Here is a 21,128-nt window from a genome sequence, read left to right on the forward strand (position 1 = left end):
GGGGGCAGCTCACAACGAAGGACGGGAGGCGGCCTTTGCATCGCCGGGGTTATTTTCTGCGGCCGTGGCAATGACGGTAATGAGCCGGGCAGGCAGCCGCAAGCACGAAAAATCAGGATGACATTCATTCACTCGTTCGGCTGCACCGAATGAATTCCCGGGCCGCGCAAAGTGGTCCAACCAATCCACGCTGACCTGCGCAAACGTCGCGTCTGCCGCGCGTCGTCACGCGACACGCTCAACCTATCGCGCTCGGTGACTTAACGCCCTTGGTCCGTTCCGCGTAATGGGTTGGTCGCCAATTGTGACCAGTCTTCACGTTGATTGCGCATCCGTGTTTCACCCGCCCCAGGCGTGAGCCCGTTCACCAGGGGTCGTACACTGCGGCAAGCGGATGAGTCGGCCGGGCGGCCGCGTCGGGGGCGAGATCCCCCGCCGAGGAAAGTCCGGACTCCGCAGGGCAGGGTGGTTGTTAACGGCAACCCGGGGCGACCCGCGGGACAGTGCCACAGAGAGCAGACCGCCCGGATCGTGCGAACGACCCGGGTAAGGGTGAAAGGGTGGTGTAAGAGACCACCAGCATCCCGGGTGACCGGGATGGCTAGGTAAACCCCACCCGGAGCAAGGCCAAGAGGGCGCCGCGAGGCGTCTGCGCAGGCGTTCGAGGGCGGCCCGCCCGAGCCTGCGGGTAGGCCGCTGGAGCCTGCCGGCAACGGCAGGCCGAGATGGATGGCCGCCACCCGCCGACCGCGAGGTCCGGCGGGGACAGGATCCGGCTTACAGGCCGGCTCATCCGCCCGGTTCGCACCGGGCGCCAGCCGCTCGCCCGGACGGCTTCGTCCGTTCGGGCGGACCGGCGTGGTGTAGGCCACCCCGGGCTCGGTCGCACCGTGCTCGCCCGGTAACATCGTGGTCACCGGGAGGGGTCATCGCACCCGCCCGGACTGCCTCAGATCAACGGCGCTCGTGCCGACGAACCGGCGAGGACTGGCTTGCGGGTACAGGTTCGACCATGTCGACAATCCCCTGATGTGGCCCGCGTTAGCCCGAAGATGTGCATCGGCAACCGATTGTTCGGTTGCCTCGAACACAATCTGTGACGGCTCTCTGGGCAAGTGGGTGAACTCTGCTTGCTGGTGCAAGAAGACCGCGTCGTGTGCTTACCGCTGAGTGGCGCACAGCCATCATGGAGTGGTCAGTTCGGAGGTAGCGCCGGTTCCGGGAGAGCAACTCACGGGTCTACTCACAGGACTTCGTCCACTACACCTTGTCAGCCACTCATGCTCTACTCGTAACGTCCACCGCCGTCCGCTGGGCAAGCCAGGCGTCTGCGTCCGGATGCCCTGAGCACGCCCCAGCACACTGGAGTCCCACGATGACGACCATGACCCTCCTGGATACGTTGGCCCAGGGCAACCAACTGCAAACCGGGGGTATCACCCGCTGGATCCTGGAGAACATCGTCCCCCTGCTGCTCCTGCTGGTGGCGCTGCTCCTGCTCTGGCTCGGCGGCAGCAAGGGTGACAACGCGGGCGTGATGCGCCGGGTCGGCGGTGTCATCGTCGCGCTCGCGGTCATCGGCCTCGCGGTCAGCGGCGCCGGTGTGAACATCGGCAAGTGGATCGCCAGTCTGTTCACCGGGTGATCGAGCTTGCGGATTCGTACTGACGACGAGGTGTACCGGGTCGACGCCGTGTGGCTCGGCCCGCCCAAGGCCACTTTCCCCTGGCGGGCCCGCTACGTGGCCTGGGGAGTCGGTCTCGTCGTGTTCCTGCTGGTCCTCGCGGTCGAACGCCGGATGGGCTTCGGCTTCAGCTTCTTCTCCACCGCGTGGGCGATCATCATCACGGTGGTGATCACCCGCGTCATCTGCTCCCGGATCAACCAGGAGCGGCCGCTGGGCGCGGTCAGCGTGATGTGGCTGCGTGAGCTCACCGCGCCCCGCCAGACCACCTCGGGCAACGGCGGGGCCGCCACCGCGGCCAGGATCCGGGTCAGCGCCGCCCGGCCCCGGCCCAAGCCCAAGAAGACCGAGCAGAAGAAGCAACGGGGGAAGAGCCAGTCCGGCTCTGTGATCTCCGATGGCTCTGTGATCTCTGATACAGCGGCGAGGGCCGCTGGTTCAGCAGCCTCGATGCCATCTGGTCACGGCACGGACGCGCCGTCACCCTCTTCCCCGTCACGGCGTGGACGTTCGCGCCGTGCTCGCACCAAGGAGGTTCGCGGTGTTCCGTCGCCGTCGAAACCGTGACCGTGACCGTCGCGCCGCCGAGCAGAACGGCCGCCACGCGCGGCAGTTGCCGCCGGGGCAGGTGAACGACCAGCGGGTGTACAGCAAGCGGGGCAGGCGCCTACCCGGCGAGTCGGCCATCCCCACCTACACCCCGTCGATCTCCGCGCGCAGCATCGACGGCCACCTGGTGCGCACCGGCCAGGACGTCTACGCCTGGTACCGGCTGGCCCCGCAGCGCTGGTCCTTCCGCTCGGACTCCCAGCGCCAGGACCTCATCCACGCCATCGCCGGCCAGTACGCCGAGCTGCAGGGCCGCTGGCTGCACCTGCGGGTGACCACCCGCCCCTATCCGATCCGGATGTGGGCCGAGGCGCACGTGCACAACGCGGTCGGCCGCCTGCCCGACACCCCCGGCACGCTCTCCTTCGACGACTACATGGTCGGCGAGCAGCAGCAGCTGATGGGGCGCTCGATGGCCGAGAAGGAGGTCTACCTCGGCGTCCAGGTGCAGACCCGCAACGTGATGGACCGCGCGGTGGAACGGGCCGCGCCGGTGCTGCGCAAGATCTTCCCTGAGGCGGTGGACGCCGAGCTGGTCGCGCTGGACAGCGAGGTGGAGCACCTGGACCAGATCCTCGGCTCCTCCGGCCTGGACGGCAGGCCGGTCACCGCCGAGGAGATGTCCTGGCTGATGCACCGCTCCTGCTCACTCGGCCTGCCCGCGCCGCGCAACCTGCCCGCGGTGCCCGGCGCGGCCTGGGAGCCGGAGGACCTGGCCTCCTTCACCGACGCCGCGGACTTCCACCAGGAGCCGTACTCGCCCAGCGTCACCGTGCGTGGCCGCACCGGCTCCAACGCCGGGGTGAAGCGGCACGTCGTGGTGCTCACCGTCGGCCTGATGCACGGCCTGCAGATCCCGGAGATCGACGACCCGTGGTTGCAGCGCTCGGACCGGCTGCCCGCGCCGGTGGAGTGGTCTGCCCGCATCTACGTGCGCAAACCCGAGGACGTCACGGGTGAGCTGCAGCGGCAGATGAACAAGGTGCGCTCGCAGGTCCGGCACTACACCGACGAGCACGACCTGGAACCGCCGCAGTCGCTGGCCCGCCAGGCCGCGCGGGTGCTGGAGATCGACGACGAGATGACCACCGGGTTCACCTCGCTGGCCACCAGGGTCCGCTCCTGGTGGCGGCTGTCGGTCTCCGGCGCCACCGAGCGCGAGGCGCTGCGGCTGGCCCAGCAGCTGGTGGACCTGTACAAGCCGAAGATCGCCATCGAGCACCCGGAAGCCCAGTTCGCGATGGCCAGGGAGTTCATCCCCGGCGAGCCGCTGGCCTCCGCCGCCTACCTGCGCCGGGGCTCGGTGTCCTGGGCCGCCTCCGCGGTGCCCACCGCCACCGCCGAGGTCGGCGACCGGCGCGGCATCCTGCTCGGCGAGACCTGCACCGCGACCCGGCGCCCGGTGGCCTGGGACCCGTGGATGGCGCAGGAGGTCCGCGAGTCCTCCGGCCTGACCGCGATGGTGGCCGGGCTGGGTGGCGGCAAGTCCTTCCTCGGCGGCGGCGTGGTCTACAAGACCCTGCGCGCCGGGGCCTACTGGACCATCCTGGACCCCTCCGGCCCGCTGGCGAAGCTGTGCGACCTGCCGGAGCTGCGGCCCTACGCGCGGCCGATCAACCTGCTCAACGCCCAGCCCGGCATCCTCAACCCGTACCGGGTGGTCGCCGAGCCGATGCTGGAGCACTTCACCGACGAGGACGACCCGGAACGCGCCTGGCGGCGGGAGCGGGCGCTGGCCGCCGCGACCCGGCGGCGGCTGGTGCTGGACGTGCTCAACGGCCTGCTGCCGTACGAGGTGGCCCGGATGCCGCAGACCAGGATCGTGCTGCTGCGCGCGGTCCGCGCGGTCGGCGGCCGGGCCACCGCGCACCCCGGCCTGGTCTTCGACGCGCTGCGCCGCGACGCCGGCGAGCACCACGAGCACGCGGTGGTGGTGGCCGACTTCCTGGACGAGATGCGCGAGCGGATGTCGCTGCTCATCCCGGAGCGGGACGCCGACCCGTACTCCGAGACCCGCGACGACCGGCTCACCGTGCTCACCATGGCCGGGCTGACCCTGCCCAAGGACGGGGTCGGCCGCGAGCACTGGACCGACGCGGAGGCCCTCGGCGTCGAGATGCTCAACCTGGCCGCCTGGCTCACCCAGCGCTCGATCTACGAGCGGCCCAAGGACATGCGCAAGGGCGTCTGGATCGACGAGGCGTTCTTCCTCTCCGAGGTGCCCACCGGCCGGGTGCTGATGAACCGCTTCGCCCGTGACTCCCGCAAGTGGAACGTCCGGGTCCTGCTCTCCAGCCAGATCCCGGCCGACTTCCTCAAGATCCAGGGCTTCGTCTCGCTGCTCGACTCGGTCTTCGTCGGCCGCCTCGACGACGAGCACGCCCAGGCCGACGCGCTGCGCCTGCTCAAGGTCCCGGTCGGCGCGGGCTACGAGCAGGTCGTGGCCAGCCTCGGCCGCCGCCCCGGCGGGGTGCGCACCTCCAACACCGAACGCGACCGCTCGCCCCGTCAGTTCATCTTCGGCGACGGCGCGGGCGGCGTGGAGCGCATCCGGATCGACTTCGGCGGCCCGCACCTGAACCACCTGCGCGGCGTCATGGACACCACCCCGGACGCCATGCGGCAGAACCTCACCGGCGCGCCCGCCCTGCCCTCGGGCCGGGTCGACGGCGTGCTGCCCGACCTGCCCCCCGAGGAGGAGCTGGAGGCGGAGTTCGCCGCCGAGCTCGGCCTGGTGGAGGACGACCTAGCGGACCCGTACACCCCTTCGACCGCACCGGACAACGAAGGGCACGGGGACAGGCATCACGTCGGCCGGGGCAGCGCACGATGATCATGTTGCTGGCGGTGGTCGCCGCCGTGCTGCTGGTCGCGGCGCGGCGGCGGGCTAAACGCAACCCCCGACCACTCCCGGCCCCCGGCCGGGGCAGGCGCCGCCTGGCCCTGACCGCGGTCATCGGCCTGCTCGGCCTGCAGATCATGCTGGGCGGCACGGCGCACGCGCAGAGCATCTGCAAGGAGGCGCCGAACCCGGACCGCCCCGGCTCGGGCATGGTGGGCGCCTTCGACGCGGCGCCGCTGGGCACCGGTGTGCCGGGCAGCGCCTACGACGAGGTCGGCTACGCGGGCCTGGTCTGGCACACCTACGACCTGGGCTGCGGTCCGGAGGGCCTGCGCAACCCGAACGCGGTGATCGACACCTGGGCGGGCAACCAGACCTTCAACATGGCCAAGGTCATCGTCGGCGCCACCAACGGCCTGCACTACGCGCTGCTCGGCGGCGAGCTGATGAAGCCGCTGGACGACCTGGTCTCCACCGGCACCATCGCGTTGTACGACACGGTCTACGCGCCCTGGTTCGGGCTGGCCGCGCTGATCCTGGCGATCTTCCTGTTCCGCCACATCTGGCAGGGCGACCTGGCCAGCATCGGCAAGCGCTCGATGTGGGCGCTGGCCGCGATCTGGCTGGCCGCGGCCACCTACCTGACCCCGCTGCTCTACACCCGCCTGCTGGACGACGTGCTGATCAAGGGCACCTCGCAGATCCAGGCCGGGTTCCTGCGCGAGGTCGGCGTGGACGAGCGGAACTCGCTGCCCACCGTGCTGCACGACCAGGTGATCTACCGCAACTGGCTGCGCGGGGAGTTCGGCTCCCCGGACAGCACCCCGGCCAAGGACCTCGGCCGGGACCTGCTGCGCGCTCAGGCCTTCAGCAAGCAGGAGGTGGCCGAGGGCAAGGACCAGGGCAAGGAGCCGATCGCCGCGAAGAAGGCCGCGTTCGAGGGCGTGGTCGGCCGCGCCGACGAGGTCGGGGCGAAGGGGCACATCCAGGGCATCGACGGCAGCCGGATGGGCGCGGGCGCGCTCGGGCTGTTCCAGTCGGTGGTCTACTCGCTGTTCCAGCTGCTGGCCAAGGCCGCGATCCTGCTCGCCCAGGTGCTGCTGCGGGTGGTCATCCTGGCCGGGCCGATCATCGGCCTGATCGCCATGCTCTACCACGCGATCCTGCGTGGCGTCGGTCGCGCGATCGGGGCGGCCCTGCTCAACGTGGTGGTCATCGCCGCGCTGGCAGGGCTGCACACCCTCCTGCTGACCTGGATCTTCGCCCCGACCAGGGGACTGGGACTGCTCGCCCAGATGGCTCTGGCCGGACTGGTCACCTTGGTGTTCTTCTTGGTGGGCAAGCCGGTGCGGCGGATCTGGCAGATGGTGGAGCTCTCCGTCGGCGCGGTCGGCAACGCGATGCCCGCGCCGCGCACCGGCCTGTGGTCGCGGCTGCGTGGCCGCGGCGGGCAGGAGCGGACGCCGCAGGACGAGTTCTGGGAGCAGGTGCGGGACGTGGATTCGGACGGGGTCACCGAGCCGAGGCGGGCCAGGCGGCGGGACCGGCCAGAGGCCTCCTACGAGGCGGCGGGGCCCGGCGGGTTCCGGGGCGATGCCTCCGGCGGCGCGCTGCCCACGGCGGGCGCGCTCACCGGGACGGTCAGCGACCGGCTGCACGAGTCCGGTGGCGGCGCGCTGGGCGCGAACCGGGCCACGGCGGCGCTGCCGTCGGGCCGGGGCAGCCGGACGGTGGACACCGCCTCGGTGTTCGACCGCAGCTGGGACCGCAACGACGAGGACGCCGTGGTGGTGCCGTCCCGCCTGGACGGCAACGCGAACAACCTGCCGGGACCCCGGCGGGCGGACATGGAGGTCGTCGCCGGGCGGCCGGTGTGGGCGGTGTACCGGCCGTCGCGCGGGGTGGAGCTCCGTGACGGCGACGCGGTGCGCGGGTAGCGAGAGGGGGAGACATGCCGATTCGGACCAACCGCGGCCGGGCCGCGGTCTACCGCAGGCTGTGGGGCTGGCCGCTGCGCTCGCCCCGGCACTTCGTGACCACGCTGGTCCTGCTCGCGGTGGTGATCGTCGGGGTGGGCATCCTGCTGCCGGAGACCGAGCCGCGCCCCGACCCGCAGCCGCAGACCGGCGGCACCAGCCAGCAGACCAGCGGCGCGCCCACCAGTGGCACCAGGGCCTTCGCCGCGCCGAGCACCAGCACGCACGCGCCGGTGACCTCCTACCCGCAGGCCGCCCCGCCGCCTGCCGCGCCCGCGCCGGAAGCGCTGGCGGTGGCCGAGTCCTGGGGCAAGGCGTGGGTGGACCACCCGGAGGGGATCACCAGCCAGCAGTGGCTGGACAAGCTGCGGCCGTTCACCACCGACGAGTACCTGGGGCAGTTGGCCTCGGTGGACCCGAGGATGGTGCCGGCGGGCAAGGTCACCGGGAAGCCGTCCTCGATCAGCGCCACGGCCAGTTCGGTGGAGGTGAAGCTGCCCACGGACGCGCTCGTGCTGCGGCTCACCGTGATCTCCACCGGGGCCGGGTGGCGGGTCGCCTCGTACACCAAGGCGGACTGACATGAAGCTCGCCCTCGCCGGTGTCGCCCTGGCGGCCACCGTGGTGGTCGCGGTCACCACCACCGGGGTGATCCGCACGGTGGTCGGCGGAACCGAGACGTACCAGCCCAAGCCCGTGGCCAACAGCCTGTGCACCCCGGACATGGACTGGGGGATCGGCGGCTCGCACCTGGGCGCGCAGGACGCGGCCAAGCTGGCCGAGGAGTCCAGGATGATCGTCGCGATGATCATCACCATCGGCCGGGAGCGGAAGCTGCCGCCGAGGGCCTGGCAGGTGGCCATCCAGGCCGGGCGCACCGAGTCCGGGCTGCGCAACCTCAACTACGGCGACCGCGACTCGGTCGGCATCTTCCAGATGCGCACCTCCATGGGCTGGGGCACGCCGCAGCAGCTGCAGGACATCCCGTACCAGATCCACAAGTTCTACGACGTGCTGCTGAAGGTGCCGAACTGGGAGAGCAGGCGTCCCGGCGACGCGGCCCAGGCGGTGGAGCGCTCGGCCTTCCCCGACCGGTACCACCGGTGGGAGTCGATGGCGGTCCACCTGATCAACCAGATCACCGACGAGACCTCCTTCGTCAGCTGCAAGCAGCTCCCGCAGCCGAGCGAGGTCGCGGCCACCGCGATCCAGTTCGCGATGAAGGAGCTGGGCAAGCCGTACGTGTGGGGCGCGGAGGGCCCGGACACCTACGACTGCTCAGGGCTGATGCAGTGGTCCTACCGGCTGGCCGGGCTGAACCTGCCGCGCACCTCCCGCGAGCAGTGGTTCGCCGGCGCGTACGTCCCGCTGCGCGAGGCCCAGCCCGGTGACATGATCTTCTGGGCGAACAACCCCGCCGATCCGAAGACCATCCACCACGTCGCGATGTACCTGGGCGACAACAAGATCCTCGAGGCGCAGCAGACCGGGGTGCCAGTGCACATCCGCAACCTGAAGTGGACCGAGGGCGAGCTGATGTCCATGGCGGTCCGCCCGAAGTCGAACAAGTCGGCCTGAGGCGACCCCAAGGGAGGCAGCGCATGTTCAGCAACGACCCGATCCCGCGCCCTGGACGGCCACCGGCCTCCAGCAGCCCGCTGGCGGACTACCTCAGCGGCGCCCGGCACGGCGTGGACAGCGGGTACGCGGTGCTGCCCCGGTCACTGGCCGAGTCCATGCCGCTGCCCTGGCAGCAGCAGATGGTGCACCTGCTCGCGGAGTTCCACCAGGCCTACGGCCACCTGCCGTGGCCGGTGTACCGGGTGGTGCCCTCGCGGTATGAGTTCCTGGTCGACCTGGACGAGGACCAGCTGGCCGAGGTCGGCTGCATCGTGGAGATCGACGGCGACGGCGAGCTGGTCTACCGGGAACGCAACGGCGCCCGCATTCCCAACCCGGAGGACAAGCGGGTCCTGGTCTCCTGCCTCGACCCGATCCCGAACCAGCAGGCGGGTTTTGTGCAGCCCGCGGTCGCCCCCCGCCCGGTGCCGCCCCTGCCAGCCAACGAACCCGCGGTCCCCCCGACGCCCCCGCCCGCCCCGCCACCGACGCCGCCCCGCGGCGAGCCGCCGATCTTCGAGTTCCCGCCGCCACCCGCGCCCTCGCCGTTCGCGGCCGGCGCGGGCATCCCGCCCGGCGCGCAGCAGACACCGCCAGCAGGCACGCCCGCGCCGGGCTTCGGTGCGCCGCCACCCGGCTATGCCAGCGGACCAGGGCTGGGCACGCCGCCCGGCATGCCGGGAATGGGCACGCCGCCTGCCCCTCCTGCCGCGCCACCGGCCAACTTGCCTGGTCAGCGGACTTTCGGGCCGCCGCCGGAGGAGCCGGAGGACACGGGCTACGACCAGCCGTTCGGGCCGACCGGCAGCGGAAACCGGCCGAACCCGTCCTGGTGACCCGCACTGCCACCGTGGCGTCGGAGTGACATGCGCTGCCCCGCATGAAAGGGTCAGTGTGTGGTGGATCTCGACGGTTGGTACTTCTGTCTGCGGCACCATGAGGTCGAGCACGGACTCGGGTGCAAGGCCGCGGAGCGCATGGGGCCCTATCCGGACCAGGCCACGGCCGAGCGCGCGCTGGAGATCTCGAAGGAACGCAACGAGGCCGCGGATGCGCAGCGGCGTAAGTGGGACGACGACGATGACTGACGGCGCATAGGCTGGCCGGCATGGGTCGAACGCCGGAGGGCGGGACCAGGGCCGCGGCGGACTTCGCCGCGATCCGGGTCGAGTTCGGCCTGCCGGGGGAGTTCCCGACCGCGGCGCTGGCCGAGGCGGAGCAGACTTCCAGTGAGACCGTGCACCGGCTGGCCAGGCGGGATGCCACCGACCTGCCGCTGGTGACCATCGACCCGCCTGGGGCCAAGGACCTGGACCAGGCCGTGTTCGTGCAGCGGCTGCCCGCCGGGTTCCGGGTGCACTACGCGATCGCGGACCTGGGCGCGGTGGTGCCGCCGGGCGGCGCGTTGGACGCCGAGGTGCGCAGGCGCGGGCAGACGCTCTACCTGCCGGACGGCAGTGTGCCGCTGCACCCGCCGGTGCTCTCGGAGGACGCGGCCAGCCTGCTGCCGGAGCAGTCCCGCAACGCGGTGCTGTGGACCATCGACCTGGACGACGACGGCGAGCCAACCGGGGTGCACGTGGAACGGGCGGTGGTCCGCTCGACCGCGCAGTTCGACTACGCCACCGTGCAAGCCGCCATCGCCGACGGCACCGTGCACCCCTCGGTGGCCGCGCTGCCCGAGCTGGGCAGGCTGCGGCGGGGGCTGGCCGTGCGGCGCGGCGCGATCGAGCTGGCCCTGCCCGAGCAGGAGATCCAGCCCGCGGGCGAAGGTGGCTGGCGGCTGGTGGTGCGGCCGCGGACCGAGGTCGACGGCTGGAACGCGGAGATCTCGCTGCTCACCGGGATGTGCGCGGCCCGGATCATGCTCGACGCCGGGATCGGCATCCTGCGCACGCTGCCCGATGCCAACGAGGGCGCGGTGCACGAGCTGCGCCGCACCGCCGCCGCGCTCGGCCTGGACTGGCCGGCGGAGATGGGCGCGGCGGAGCTGCTGGCCAGCCTGGACCCGGCCGAGCCGACCTCGCTGGCGCTGTCCGCGGACGCCACCCGGCTGCTGCGCGGCGCCGGCTACACCGCCTTCGACGGCGCGCCGCCCGAGGTGGTCACGCACGCCGGGATCGGCGCGCCCTACGCGCACGTCACCGCGCCGCTGCGGCGGCTGGTGGACCGGTTCGCCACCGAGGTCTGCCTGGCCGTGGTGGCTGGCGATCCGGTGCCGGCCTGGCTGCGCGCGGCCCTGCCCGAGCTGCCCCCGCTGATGGAGGCATCCGACCGGCTGGCCGCGCAGGTCGACCGGGCCTGCATCGACCAGGTGGAGTCCTGGCTGCTGGCCGACGCGGTGGGGCAGAGCTTCGGCGCGGTGGTGCTGCGCACGAACACCGAGGGCGGCGAGATCTTCGTCACCGAGCCGCCGGTGCTGGCCAAGTGCCGGGGCGCGGGCCTGGTGGAGGCCGAGCGGGTGCGGGTGCGGCTGGTGGAGGCGGATCCGGTGCGGCGCAAGGTGTCCTTCGAGACGGAATGACCCTCCACACCGGACGGGTTGCATAGGGTGCGAGGACAGTTCCACCACGGTCGTTGGAGGCGAAGTGAGCGAGCAGGACGTGCGCGGGTTGACGGTCGGGGTGCTCGGCGGCACCGGTCCGCAGGGCAAGGGCCTGGCCTACCGCTGGGCGCGGGCCGGGCTGAAGGTCGTCATCGGCTCCCGTGACGCCGCCCGCGCCGAGTCCGCCGCCGCCGAGCTGGCCGAGCTGAGCGGGGGCGCGGTCTCCGGCGCGGACAACGCCGCCTGCGCCACCGCCGCGGACCTGGTGCTGGTCGCGGTGCCGTGGGAGGCGCACGAGCCGACGCTGACCGCGCTGCGCGAGCAGCTCGCCGGGAAGATCGTCATCGACTGCGTGAACCCGCTCGGCTTCGACAAGCAGGGCCCGTTCGCGCTGCCGGTGGCCGAGGGCAGCGCGGCCCAGCAGGCGGCGGGGCTGCTGCCGGACTCCAGGGTCACCGCCGCCTTCCACCACGTCTCCGCGGTGCTGCTGGCCGACCCCGAGGTGTCCACTGTGGACATCGACGTGCTGGTGCTGGGCGATGACCGCGAGGCCACCGACACCGTGCGCGCGCTGGCCGACACCGTGCCCGGCATGCGCGGGGTCTTCGGCGGCAGGCTGCGCAACGCGCACCAGGTGGAGGCACTGACCGCCAACCTGATCGCGGTCAACCGCCGGTACAAGACGCACGCCGGCATCCGGGTCACCGGCGTCTGAGTGCGCGACGACCTCGGCGCGGCGGTCCGCCCCGGCAGCACACCGGGGCGGGTCGTCTCGCTGGTGCCCTCGCTCACCGAGGCGGTCGCGGAGACCGTGCCGGGCGTGCTCGCCGGGATCACCGACTACTGCACCCACCCGGTGCTGGAGCTGCCCAGGATCGGCGGCTCCAAGTACCCCAGGGTGGCCGATGTCCTTGCCGTGCGGCCGGATCTGGTGCTGGCCAACGCCGAGGAGAACCGGCCGGAGGACGTGGCCCAGCTGCGCGCCGCGGGCATTCCGGTGTGGGTGACCGCAGCCCCGGCCACGGTGCCGGCGGCGCTGGACTCCCTGGCGCGGCTCTTCCGCGAGGTCTGGGCCGCCGAACCCGGTTGGCTGGCCGAGGCCCGCGAGCTCTGGCAGGACGTCCCCGAGCCCACGGCCACCGTGCTGGTGCCGGTGTGGCGGCGGCCGTGGGTGGTGCTCGGACGGCACACCTTCGCCGGGGATGTGTTGCGCCGCTTGGGTTTCGCCAACGTCTACGCCAGCCACCCCGAGCGCTACCCGCGCCCGCCGCTGGCCGAGCTGCAGGCCTGCGGCGCGGAGCTGGTGGTGCTGCCGGACGAGCCGTACGAGTTCACCGCCACCGACGGCCCGGAAGCGTTCCGGGGCCGCCGGTGCGTGCTGCTGTCCGGCCGCCTGCTCACCTGGCACGGACCCTCGCTGGTGCGGGCCAGGACCGAGCTGGCGGCGGCCTTCAGCTCCTGAACCGGTCGGTGGCCTCGATCAGGTGGTGCAGGATGCCGGGCTCGTTGAACGCGTGTCCCGCGTCCGGCACGATGATCAGCTCCGAGCCGGGCAGCGCGCGGTGCAGCTCCCACGCGGTCGCCGCCGGGGTCACCACGTCGTAGCGGCCCTGCACCAGCACAGCCGGGATCCCGGCCAGCTTGCCCGCGTCCCTGATCAGCTGGCCTTCGGCGTAGAACCCGCCGTTGACGAAGTAGTGCGTCTCGATCCGGGCGAAGGCCGCGGCGAAGGCGGGGTCGGCGTAGTGCGCGATGTGCTCGGCGTCCGGGTACAGCCGGGTGGTCGAGCCCTCCCAGACGCTCCACGCGATCGCGGCGGGCTGCCACACCGCGGGGTCGGGGTCGGCCAGCCGCCGGTGGTAGGAGCGCAGCACATCGGCCCGCTCCGGCTCGGTCAGCACGTCCAGCACGGCCTGCCATTCTTCGGGGAAGAGGAACCCGGCGCCGCCCTGGTAGAAGAAGTCCAGCTCGGCGCGGCGCAGGGTGAAGATGCCGCGCAGCACCAGTTCGGTGACCCGGTCCGGGTGCGTCTGCGCGTAGGCCAGCGACAGCGTGCTGCCCCAGGACCCGCCGAAGACCTGCCACCGGTCGATGCCCAGGTGTTCGCGCAGCCGCTCCATGTCGGCCACCAGGTGCCAGGTGGTGTTCACCGACAGGTCGGTGGCCGGATCGCTGGCGTGCGGGGTGCTGCGGCCGCAGCCGCGCTGGTCGAAGAGCACGATCCGGTACGCCGCCGGGTCGAACAGCCGGCGATGGGCGGGCGAGGTGCCGCCGCCGGGACCGCCGTGCAGGAACACCACCGGCTTGCCCTCGGGGTTGCCGCTGGTCTCCCAGTAGACCCGCTGGCCGTCGCCGACCTCCAGCCAGCCGTGGTCGTAGGGCTCGATCTCCGGGTACAACGTGCGCACGCGTCTCTCCTCGCCTGAAGGTCTGCCAGCCCGTAGATTCAAGCGTATGGCTGCTGCCCAGTTCGGCAAGGAGACCTCGGCCAAGGGCGAGTGGGTCCGCCAGGCCAACCGGTTCACCAACCGGATCACCGCCGACGGCTCCTCCGGCTTCCCGGCCGAACGGGACCGCTACCGCCTGGTCGTCTCACTGGCCTGCCCGTGGGCGCACCGCGCGCTGATCGTGCGGCGGCTGCTCGGCCTGGAGGACGCGCTCTCCCTCGGCGTGGTCGACCCGATCCGGGACGAGCGCGGCTGGCGCTTCACCCTGGACCCGGACGGCCGCGATCCGGTGCTGGGCATCGAGTTCCTGTCCGAGGCATACCTGCGCACCGACCCCGAGTTCACCGGCCGGGTCACCGTTCCGTCCATTGTGGACATCCAGACCGGCGAGGTGGTCACCAACGACTACCCGCGGATCACCGTGGACCTGAACACCGAGTGGCACGCGCTGCACCGGCCGGGCGCGCCGGACCTGTACCCCGAGGCGCTGCGCGCGGAGATCGACGAGGTCAGCGAGGGCATCTTCACCGACGTCAACAACGGCGTCTACCGCTGCGGCTTCGCCACCACCCAGGAGGCCTACGAGCAGGCGTTCACCGCGCTGTTCGCCCGCCTGGACGAGCTCACCGACCGCCTGGCCACCCGCCGCTACCTGGTCGGCGACACCATCACCGAGGCCGACATCCGGCTGTTCACCACGCTGGTGCGCTTCGACGCGGTCTACCACGGCCACTTCAAGACCAACCGGCACAAGCTCGCCGAGCTGCCGGTGCTGTGGGCCTACGCCCGCGACCTGTACACCACACCGGGTTTCGGCGACACGGTCGACTGGGACCACATCAAGCGGCACTACTACGTCACGCACGACAACATCAACCCGACCAGGATCGTGCCACTGGGCCCCGACCTGACCCACTGGTACGAGCCACACGGCCGGGAAGCCTTGGGCGGCAGGCCTTTCGGCAACGGCACCGCACCCGCCGCACACGCCTGACCCGCATGACAGCGGCCGCCCCCGGCCGGGAACGGCCGCCGGATGTTCCTCGCGTCAGTGAAAAACGTGTTCCGGTGCCGGGAACTGCCGGCCGCGCACCTCGGCCGCGAACTCACTCGCCGCGCCGGCCATGATCCCGCCGACATCGGCGTACCGCTTGACGAAGCGCGGCGCCTTGCCCTGGTTCATCCCGGCCATGTCCTGCCACACCAGCACCTGCGCGTCGCAGTCCGGACCCGCGCCGATGCCCACGGTCGGGATGCTCAGCTCGGCGGTGACCCGCTTGGCCACGTCCGCGGGCACCATCTCCAGCACCACCGCGAACGCCCCGGCCGCCTGCAACGCCAGCGCGTCGGCGACCAGCTCCGCACCGGCGTCGCCGCGGCCCTGCACCCGGTAGCCGCCCAGGTTGTGCTCGCTCTGCGGGGTGAAGCCGAGGTGGCCCATGACCGGCACGCCGGCGCCGGTGATCGCCTCCACGTGCGGGGCGAAGCGGCGGCCGCCCTCCAGCTTCACCGCGTGCGCCTGGCCGTCCTTCATGAACCGGACCGCGGTGGTCAGCGCCTGCTCGGGGGAGACCTGGTAGGAGCCGAACGGCAGGTCGGCGACCACCAGCGCCTTGCGCACCGAGCGGGTGACCGCGCGGACCAGCGGCAGCATCTCCTCCACGGTGACCGGAAGGGAGGTCTGGTAGCCGTAGACGGTGTTCGCGGCCGAGTCGCCGACCAGCAGCACCGGGATGCCGGCCTCGTCGAAGATCTTGGCGGTGAAGGTGTCGTACGCGGTGAGCATGGGCCACGGCTCGCCGCGTTCCTTCAGCTCACGCAGGTGGTGCACCCGGACCCGCTTGGTCGGACCGCCCGTCGCGGGGGCCGCTCCGGTGCCGTAGGGGGCCTGGCCTTCGCCGTGGGACACAGCAGTCATCGTCGACCGTCCTCTCCTCGCCCCTCGAGGCCCGACCTCACGCGGGTCCCCGGGTTCGCTGGGAAATGCAGTGCCAGGCCAGCGTGACACGTGCCGGGAACCTCGGCACGGCGGTGGGAGCAGCTTCACATCCCATTGACGCGGCGCACCGCCGCTGCCACCGTGTCCGGCCGGTCCAGCGGCATCATGTGCCCGCACCGCTCGATGAGCTCGTGCGCGCCGCCGGGGACCAGCCGGGCCAGCCGGGCGTGCGCGGCCAGCAGCCGTCTGGCTTGGCGCGGGCGACCCAACGCGTCGGCCGCGGTGAGCACCAGCCAGGGCAGCTCGGGCAGCGGGTGCTCCGCGCGCACCGCCTCCAGCTCGGCGACCAGGTCCGGGTAGGCGGCCAGCTCGTCCAGGATCGCGCCCAGCACCTCCGGCCGCCGGTACACCTCGTCCACCTGCGCCGACGGCGCCACCTCGCGCCGGGTGCGGCTGGCGTTGCGCAGCACGGACCGGCGGCCGGCCGGACCGGACCACCCGGCCAGCGCCCGGCCCAGCCGCCGCAGCCCAGGCACCCGGGCCAGCGCGAGCAGCGCCCGCGCCACCACCGCTTCGCCGTCGAAGGGCCGCCCCACGCCCGGCGGCTCCGGGCTCGGGTCCAGCAGCACCGCCCCGGTCACCCGCGCCGGCCGCAGCCGGGCGTAGCCCTCCACGTGCAGTCCGGCGATGGAGTGCCCGACCAGCACCGCCCGCGCCGCGCCCGCCGCGTCGAGCACCGCGTCCAGCACGGCCACCTCGCGGGCCAGGCCGGGCGGGGTCAGCGCCGGACCGCTGCCGCCGGTGCCCGGCCGGTCGAAGCGCACCACCCGCAGGTCCTCGGCCAGCAGGTCCACCACCGCGGGCCAGTCGAACCAGCCGCCGCCCAGCCCGGCGGAGAGCACCACCACCGGCCCGCGCTCAGGACCGTCCAGCTCCACGCGCAGCAGCCCGGCGGGGGAGGGGATCAGTGACGACATCTCGCCAGCCTGCCGCATCGCCTGCGAGCAGCGGCGATCGGCAGATCGAATACGGTGAGCACCGTGAGGCGGCGCAAAGCGGACGAGGCGGCGAACCGGGTGGCCCTGCCGAAGTGGCGGAGCCGGGCCGCCGGGATCCTGGCCACCGTGGTGCAGCTGTCCGTGCTGAGCTGCCTGCTGCTGTTCACCGTCACCGACCTGCACGGCGACGTGGCCGAGGACGACTACAACGCCCCGGTCGTGCTCTTCGGCGAGGTCTTCAACGCACTCGGCCTGCCGGTCGAGCCGAACATGGTGATCATCCTGGTGCTGGCCGTGCTCGGCGCGGCGCTGCGCAGGCGCAAGCGGGCCGCGCTGTGGGCGATGCTGCTGTTCCAGCTGGTCAACCTGACCATCTCGCTGAGCGTGCTGCTGCTGGCCTGGCTGACCCCTTCGCTGCTCGACCCGCCGGAGCTGGCCGACAGCATCGTGGAGTACGCCTGGTGGCGGCCGCTGGCCACCATCGCGATCTCGCTGTTCCTGCTGCTGCTCCTGCCCGCCTTCCCGGCCCGGCTGGCGATCGGGGCCTGGCGGCGGGCGCTGGCCGTGCTCGGCACCGGCATGGTCCTGGTGGTCTGGATCGGCTGGGGCCTGACCCACCTCTACCCGGACTCCGCCTTCGGCCCGACCGACCGGCTGCTGTGGGTGCTCAACCAGGTCACCGGCGAGATCCCGCCCGGCCGCCAGCTCGGCGTGGTGGACGGGCCCGGCTCGCTCAGCGTGATCCTCAGCCTGCTCGGCGCGGTGGTGCTCGGCTACGCGCTGGCGGTGTTCTTCCGCGGCGTGCGCACCCAGCGCCTGATGTCGCCGGCCGAGGAGCTGCGGTTGCGGGAGCTGCTCGGCGAGCACGGCGAACGCGACTCGCTCGGCTACTTCGCCACCCGCAGGGACAAGAGCGTGCTGTTCGCGCCGAACGGGCAGGCCGCGGTCACCTACCGGGTGCTCGGCGGCACCAGCCTGGCCAGCGGCGACCCGCTCGGCGACCCGGACTTCTGGCCGCAGGCCATCCACGCTTGGCTCTCCGAGGCCCGCCGCTACGGCTGGGTGCCCGGCGTGCTGGGCGCCTCCGAGGCGGGCGCGCACGCCTACGCCGCGGCCGGGCTGAAGGTGCTGGAGATCGGCGACGAGGCGATCCTGGAGGTCCGCGACTTCAGCCTCACCGGCAGGCACCGCCGCGCGGTCCGGCAGGCGGTGAGCAGGCTGGCCCGCGCCGGGTACACCGCGAAGATCCGGCGGCACGGCGAGATCCCGCCGCACGAGCTGGGCAAGCTGGTGGAGAAGGCCCAAGAGTGGCGGGGCGAGGGCAGCGAGCGCGGGTTCTCCATGGCGCTGGGCCGCCTGGACGACCCCAGCGACAGCCGCTGCGTGATGGTGGAGGCCTACGACGCGGGCGGCAGGCTGCGCGGGCTGCTCTCCTTCGTGCCCTGGGGCCGCACCGGGCTCTCCCTGGACCTGATGCGGCGGGACCGGGAGGCGGAGAACGGGCTCAACGAGTACCTGGTCTCCGAGCTGGCCGAGGCCAGCGGACGCCTTGGCGTGCAACGCATCTCGCTGAACTTCGCGATGTTCCGCGCGGTGTTCGAGGAGGGCGCGCAGCTGGGCGCGGGGCCGGTGCTGCGGCTGTGGAAGCGGGTGCTGAGCCTGTTCTCCCGGGTGTTCCAGCTGGAGTCGCTCTACCGGGCCAACGCCAAGTACGGGCCGCGCTGGGAACCGAGGTACCTGTGCTTCCCCGGCTCCCGCAAGCTGCCCAGGGTCAGCATCGTGGCCGGGGTCGCCGAGGGCTTCCTGCCCGCCACCCGCACCCTGCGCCGCAACTCCGCCAGGGACCTGCGCACCGGCGAGGTGGCCGCCGAGTTCGTCCGCCAGGTCGGTCAGATCGAGGACAAGGCCCGGGCCGCCCGCGCGCCGGCGGCCCGGCTGCCCGAGCAGGTCAGGGTGCGCCGCCGCAAGCTGGACCGGCTGCGCGAGCTGGGCATCGACCCCTACCCGGTGAACTACGACCGCGAGGTGACCCTCGGCGAGGTGCGGGCCGCGCACGAGGGGCTGGCCCCGGACACGCACACCGGGGTGCAGGTGCGGATCGCCGGGCGGGTGGTGGCCAAACGGGAGCTGGGCCAGCTGTGCTTCGCGGTGCTGCGCGACCTCACCGGCGAGCTCCAGGTGATGCTCGCGGTGGACGCCCTCGGCAAGGACGGCCTCGACGACTGGAAGCTCGCGGTGGACATCGGCGACCAGGTCGGCGTGCGCGGCCAGGTGGTGACCACCCGGCGCGGCGAGCTGTCCGTGCTGGCCACCGGCTGGGAGATGACCGCCAAGTGCCTGCACCCGCTGCCGGACCGGCGCAAGGGCCTGTCCGACCCGGAGGCCAAGGTCCGGCAGCGCTACCTGGACCTGGCGGTCAACCCGGAGGCCGGCCGGATGCTGCGGCTGCGCAGCACCGTGGTCCGCGCGGTCCGCGACTTCCTGCACGACCGGGACTACCTGGAAGTCGAGACCCCGATGCTGCAGGCGGTGCACGGCGGGGCGAACGCGCGCCCGTTCGTCACCCACATCAACGCCTACGACATGCGGATGTACCTGCGGATCGCGCCTGAGCTCTACCTCAAGCGGCTGTGCGTGGCCGGGGTGGACCGGGTCTTCGAGCTTAACCGCAACTTCCGCAACGAGGGCGCGGACGCCACGCACAACCCCGAGTTCACCATGTTGGAGGCCTATCAGGCCTACGCCGACTACGACACCATGCTGCGGCTGACCAGGGAGCTGGTGCAGCGCGCCGCCACCGCCGCGCACGGCGCCCCGGTCGCCAGGCACCGGGACCGGACCGGCGCGCTCATCGAGCACGACCTCTCCGGCGAGTGGCCGGTGATCGGCTGCTACGAGGCGATCTCCGCCGCGCTCGGCGAGGAGGTCACCCCGGACACCGAGGCGGCCGAGCTGCGCAGGCACAACCGGCTGGCCGGGCTGACCGTGGCCGACGACGCCGGGCACGCCCAGCTGATCCAGCACCTCTACGACCACCTGGTGGAGGCGCGCACCACCACCCCGGTGTTCTACCGCGACTTCCCGGCCGAGGGCTCCCCGCTGACCCGCCGCCACCGCACCGACCACCGGCTGGCCGAGCGCTGGGACCTGGTCGCCTTCGGCAGCGAGATCGGCACCGCCTACTCCGAGCTGACCGACCCGGTGGAGCAGCGGGACCGGCTTGAGGCGCAGTCGCTGCGCGCGGCCAGCGGCGATGTGGAGGCGATGGAGCTGGACGAGGACTTCCTGCGCGCGCTGGAGTACGGCATGCCGCCCACCGGCGGGCTGGGCATCGGGGTGGACCGGCTGCTGATGATGCTCTCCGGGGCCTCGATCCGGCAGACCGTGCTGTTCCCGTTCGCCCGTCCGCTGGGCAGGCGGCGCTGACACCGGAGGCGCAACCGCCCCGAGTGTGCGCCGTTTCGCAGCCGGACACCGCGTTCCGGGGCAGGATCAGCCCATGGTTGTGCGCACCCGGCTGCCCACCCTGATCATCGGTGGCGGCTACCTGATGATCGGCGTGCTCGGGTTGAACGCGCCGGGCAAGACGCTCTTCGGCCTGTTCACCGCCGACCTGCCGCACGCCTGGCTGCACCTGGCGCTGGGCGCGGTGCTGGTGGCCGGCGGCACCGCGGGCGGCCGCTGCGGCACCGGCGCGCAGCTGCTCTCCGGCGCGCTGGCCGGCGCCGCGGGCACCCTCGGCCTGGCGCTGACCGGGTACGGCCCGTTCCTGGCCACCACCGCGGACAACGTGCTGCACCTGGGCACCGCGCTGCTGCTGCTGGTGCTCGGCCTGGCCACCGCGGTGCGCACCCCGCCTGCCCGGCCCGGCCGGTACCCGCCGCTGTCGGTGGCTAGCTACTGCGGGCGCTGAACCCGTCGGTGACCACCCGCAGCAACCGCTCCCGCTGTTCGAGGTCACCGGACTGCTCGCCCAGCCAGGCCACCGAGGCGGCCAGCGCCAGCACGTCGAGCGCGGGCACGTCCGCGCGCACCACGCCGGCCCGCTGCAGGTGCTCGACCAGCCGCCGCCCGGCGTCGTTCATCGCGTGACAGGCCTCGTACAGCGCTGAGCCCGGCGTGCGCATCACCGCCAGCGCCGAGGCCGGCAGCCCCCGGTACTGGGTGATCCGCTCGGTGAACAGCACCAGCAGCTCGGTCAGCGCCTGCTCCGGCGGCAGCTCGGTGAGCCGCTCAGCGGCCGCCCGCAGGCCTTCGAACTGCTCCCGCAGCAACGCCTCCAGCAGCGCGTCCCTGGTCGGGAAGTGCCGGTACAGGGTGCCGATGCCGACCCCCGCGGTGCGCGCCACCTCCTCCAGCGAGGCCTCGGTGCCGTCCCGCCGGAACAGCTCCTCGGCCGCGGCCAGCAGCCGCTCGTAGTTACGCCGGGCATCAGCGCGCACAGCTCACCCCTTGCTAACCGGAGGCA

The 21,128-nt window shown here is 72.5% G+C and carries 17 protein-coding genes, 1 other RNA gene and 1 pseudogene; 15 read left to right on the forward strand and 4 right to left on the reverse strand.

Annotation, left to right across the window (positions count from 1 at the left end; translation table 11 throughout):
- Positions 1-395: 395 nt before the first annotated feature.
- The 12 genes and pseudogenes from rnpB to ACWDY5_RS13565 all read left to right on the forward strand — a co-directional run bounded on the left by rnpB (position 396) and on the right by ACWDY5_RS13565 (position 12,738).
- Positions 396-796, forward strand: an RNA gene (gene rnpB / locus ACWDY5_RS13510) — RNase P RNA component class A.
- Between the two features lie 579 nt (positions 797-1,375).
- Positions 1,376-1,645 carry a hypothetical protein gene (locus tag ACWDY5_RS13515; RefSeq protein ID WP_449722496.1) on the forward strand — a complete coding sequence of 90 codons (270 nt, stop codon included), beginning with the start codon at positions 1,376-1,378 and terminating at the stop codon, positions 1,643-1,645.
- Between the two features lie 6 nt (positions 1,646-1,651).
- Positions 1,652-2,029, forward strand: a pseudogene (locus ACWDY5_RS13520) (hypothetical protein); the annotation flags it as partial.
- 268 nt (positions 2,030-2,297) lie between these two features.
- On the forward strand, positions 2,298-5,126 hold the full coding sequence (locus ACWDY5_RS13525) for an ATP-binding protein (RefSeq protein WP_449722531.1): 2,829 nt from the start codon (positions 2,298-2,300) through the stop codon (positions 5,124-5,126).
- Positions 5,123-7,072 (forward strand): hypothetical protein, encoded by a 1,950-nt coding sequence (locus tag ACWDY5_RS13530; RefSeq protein ID WP_449722497.1) that lies wholly within the window; start codon positions 5,123-5,125, stop codon positions 7,070-7,072. Before ACWDY5_RS13525 ends, ACWDY5_RS13530 begins: the two co-directional genes overlap by 4 nt.
- 14 nt (positions 7,073-7,086) lie before the next feature.
- On the forward strand, positions 7,087-7,692 hold the full coding sequence (locus ACWDY5_RS13535) for a hypothetical protein (RefSeq protein ID WP_449722498.1): 606 nt from the start codon (positions 7,087-7,089) through the stop codon (positions 7,690-7,692).
- A 1-nt stretch (position 7,693) separates the two neighbouring features.
- A complete protein-coding gene (locus ACWDY5_RS13540) occupies positions 7,694-8,689 on the forward strand; it encodes a C40 family peptidase (RefSeq protein WP_449722499.1) in 996 nt (331 codons plus the stop codon).
- A gap of 23 nt (positions 8,690-8,712) precedes the next feature.
- Positions 8,713-9,567, forward strand: coding sequence for a hypothetical protein (locus ACWDY5_RS13545; RefSeq protein WP_449722500.1), 855 nt, complete (start codon positions 8,713-8,715; stop codon positions 9,565-9,567).
- A gap of 60 nt (positions 9,568-9,627) precedes the next feature.
- Positions 9,628-9,819 (forward strand): hypothetical protein, encoded by a 192-nt coding sequence (locus ACWDY5_RS13550; protein WP_449722501.1) that lies wholly within the window; start codon positions 9,628-9,630, stop codon positions 9,817-9,819.
- 20 nt (positions 9,820-9,839) lie between these two features.
- On the forward strand, positions 9,840-11,255 hold the full coding sequence (locus tag ACWDY5_RS13555; protein WP_449722502.1) for an RNB domain-containing ribonuclease: 1,416 nt from the start codon (positions 9,840-9,842) through the stop codon (positions 11,253-11,255).
- A 64-nt stretch (positions 11,256-11,319) separates the two neighbouring features.
- Positions 11,320-11,991, forward strand: a complete 672-nt coding sequence (gene npdG, locus ACWDY5_RS13560; RefSeq protein WP_449722503.1) for an NADPH-dependent F420 reductase — start codon at positions 11,320-11,322, stop codon at positions 11,989-11,991.
- Positions 11,992-12,738, forward strand: a complete 747-nt coding sequence (locus tag ACWDY5_RS13565; RefSeq protein WP_449722504.1) for a helical backbone metal receptor — start codon at positions 11,992-11,994, stop codon at positions 12,736-12,738.
- On the opposite strand, the gene pip is transcribed toward ACWDY5_RS13565, so the two are convergent.
- Positions 12,728-13,684, reverse strand: coding sequence for a prolyl aminopeptidase (pip, locus tag ACWDY5_RS13570; protein ID WP_449722505.1), 957 nt, complete (start codon positions 13,682-13,684; stop codon positions 12,728-12,730). The genes ACWDY5_RS13565 and pip overlap by 11 nt on opposite strands.
- Before the next feature lie 46 nt (positions 13,685-13,730).
- Between pip and ACWDY5_RS13575 the strand changes: the two genes are divergently transcribed.
- Positions 13,731-14,717 (forward strand): glutathione S-transferase family protein, encoded by a 987-nt coding sequence (locus ACWDY5_RS13575; RefSeq protein ID WP_449722506.1) that lies wholly within the window; start codon positions 13,731-13,733, stop codon positions 14,715-14,717.
- Positions 14,718-14,771: 54 nt separating this feature from the next.
- On the opposite strand, the gene panB is transcribed toward ACWDY5_RS13575, so the two are convergent.
- Together panB and ACWDY5_RS13585 are read right to left on the reverse strand one after the other, a co-directional pair.
- Positions 14,772-15,641 carry a 3-methyl-2-oxobutanoate hydroxymethyltransferase gene (gene panB / locus ACWDY5_RS13580; protein ID WP_449722507.1) on the reverse strand — a complete coding sequence of 290 codons (870 nt, stop codon included), beginning with the start codon at positions 15,639-15,641 and terminating at the stop codon, positions 14,772-14,774.
- Between the two features lie 125 nt (positions 15,642-15,766).
- Complete coding sequence (locus ACWDY5_RS13585; protein ID WP_449722508.1) at positions 15,767-16,639, reverse strand: alpha/beta fold hydrolase; 873 nt, start codon at positions 16,637-16,639, stop codon at positions 15,767-15,769.
- 63 nt (positions 16,640-16,702) lie between these two features.
- On the opposite strand from ACWDY5_RS13585, the gene lysX reads away from it, so the two are divergent.
- Entirely contained in the window at positions 16,703-20,086 is a 3,384-nt protein-coding gene (gene lysX / locus ACWDY5_RS13590) for a bifunctional lysylphosphatidylglycerol synthetase/lysine--tRNA ligase LysX (RefSeq protein WP_449722509.1), read from the forward strand.
- Between the two features lie 73 nt (positions 20,087-20,159).
- Positions 20,160-20,573, forward strand: a complete 414-nt coding sequence (locus tag ACWDY5_RS13595) for a DUF4383 domain-containing protein (protein ID WP_449722510.1) — start codon at positions 20,160-20,162, stop codon at positions 20,571-20,573.
- On the opposite strand, the gene ACWDY5_RS13600 is transcribed toward ACWDY5_RS13595, so the two are convergent.
- Positions 20,554-21,102, reverse strand: a complete 549-nt coding sequence (locus ACWDY5_RS13600; protein WP_449722511.1) for a TetR/AcrR family transcriptional regulator — start codon at positions 21,100-21,102, stop codon at positions 20,554-20,556. The genes ACWDY5_RS13595 and ACWDY5_RS13600 overlap by 20 nt on opposite strands.
- Positions 21,103-21,128 lie beyond the last annotated feature (26 nt).

The sequence above is a fragment of the Crossiella sp. NPDC003009 genome, from assembly GCF_053591555.1.

Coding starts and splice junctions, on each gene's coding strand:
- ACWDY5_RS13535 (WP_449722498.1), top strand. CDS start 7,087: ATGCCGATTCGGACCAACCGCGGCCGGGCCGCGGTCTACCGCAGGCTG.
- ACWDY5_RS13530 (WP_449722497.1), top strand. CDS start 5,123: ATGATCATGTTGCTGGCGGTGGTCGCCGCCGTGCTGCTGGTCGCGGCG.
- panB (WP_449722507.1), bottom strand. CDS start 15,641: ATGACTGCTGTGTCCCACGGCGAAGGCCAGGCCCCCTACGGCACCGGA.
- ACWDY5_RS13585 (WP_449722508.1), bottom strand. CDS start 16,639: ATGTCGTCACTGATCCCCTCCCCCGCCGGGCTGCTGCGCGTGGAGCTG.
- ACWDY5_RS13575 (WP_449722506.1), top strand. CDS start 13,731: ATGGCTGCTGCCCAGTTCGGCAAGGAGACCTCGGCCAAGGGCGAGTGG.
- ACWDY5_RS13540 (WP_449722499.1), top strand. CDS start 7,694: ATGAAGCTCGCCCTCGCCGGTGTCGCCCTGGCGGCCACCGTGGTGGTC.
- ACWDY5_RS13595 (WP_449722510.1), top strand. CDS start 20,160: ATGGTTGTGCGCACCCGGCTGCCCACCCTGATCATCGGTGGCGGCTAC.
- ACWDY5_RS13555 (WP_449722502.1), top strand. CDS start 9,840: ATGGGTCGAACGCCGGAGGGCGGGACCAGGGCCGCGGCGGACTTCGCC.
- ACWDY5_RS13545 (WP_449722500.1), top strand. CDS start 8,713: ATGTTCAGCAACGACCCGATCCCGCGCCCTGGACGGCCACCGGCCTCC.
- ACWDY5_RS13515 (WP_449722496.1), top strand. CDS start 1,376: ATGACGACCATGACCCTCCTGGATACGTTGGCCCAGGGCAACCAACTG.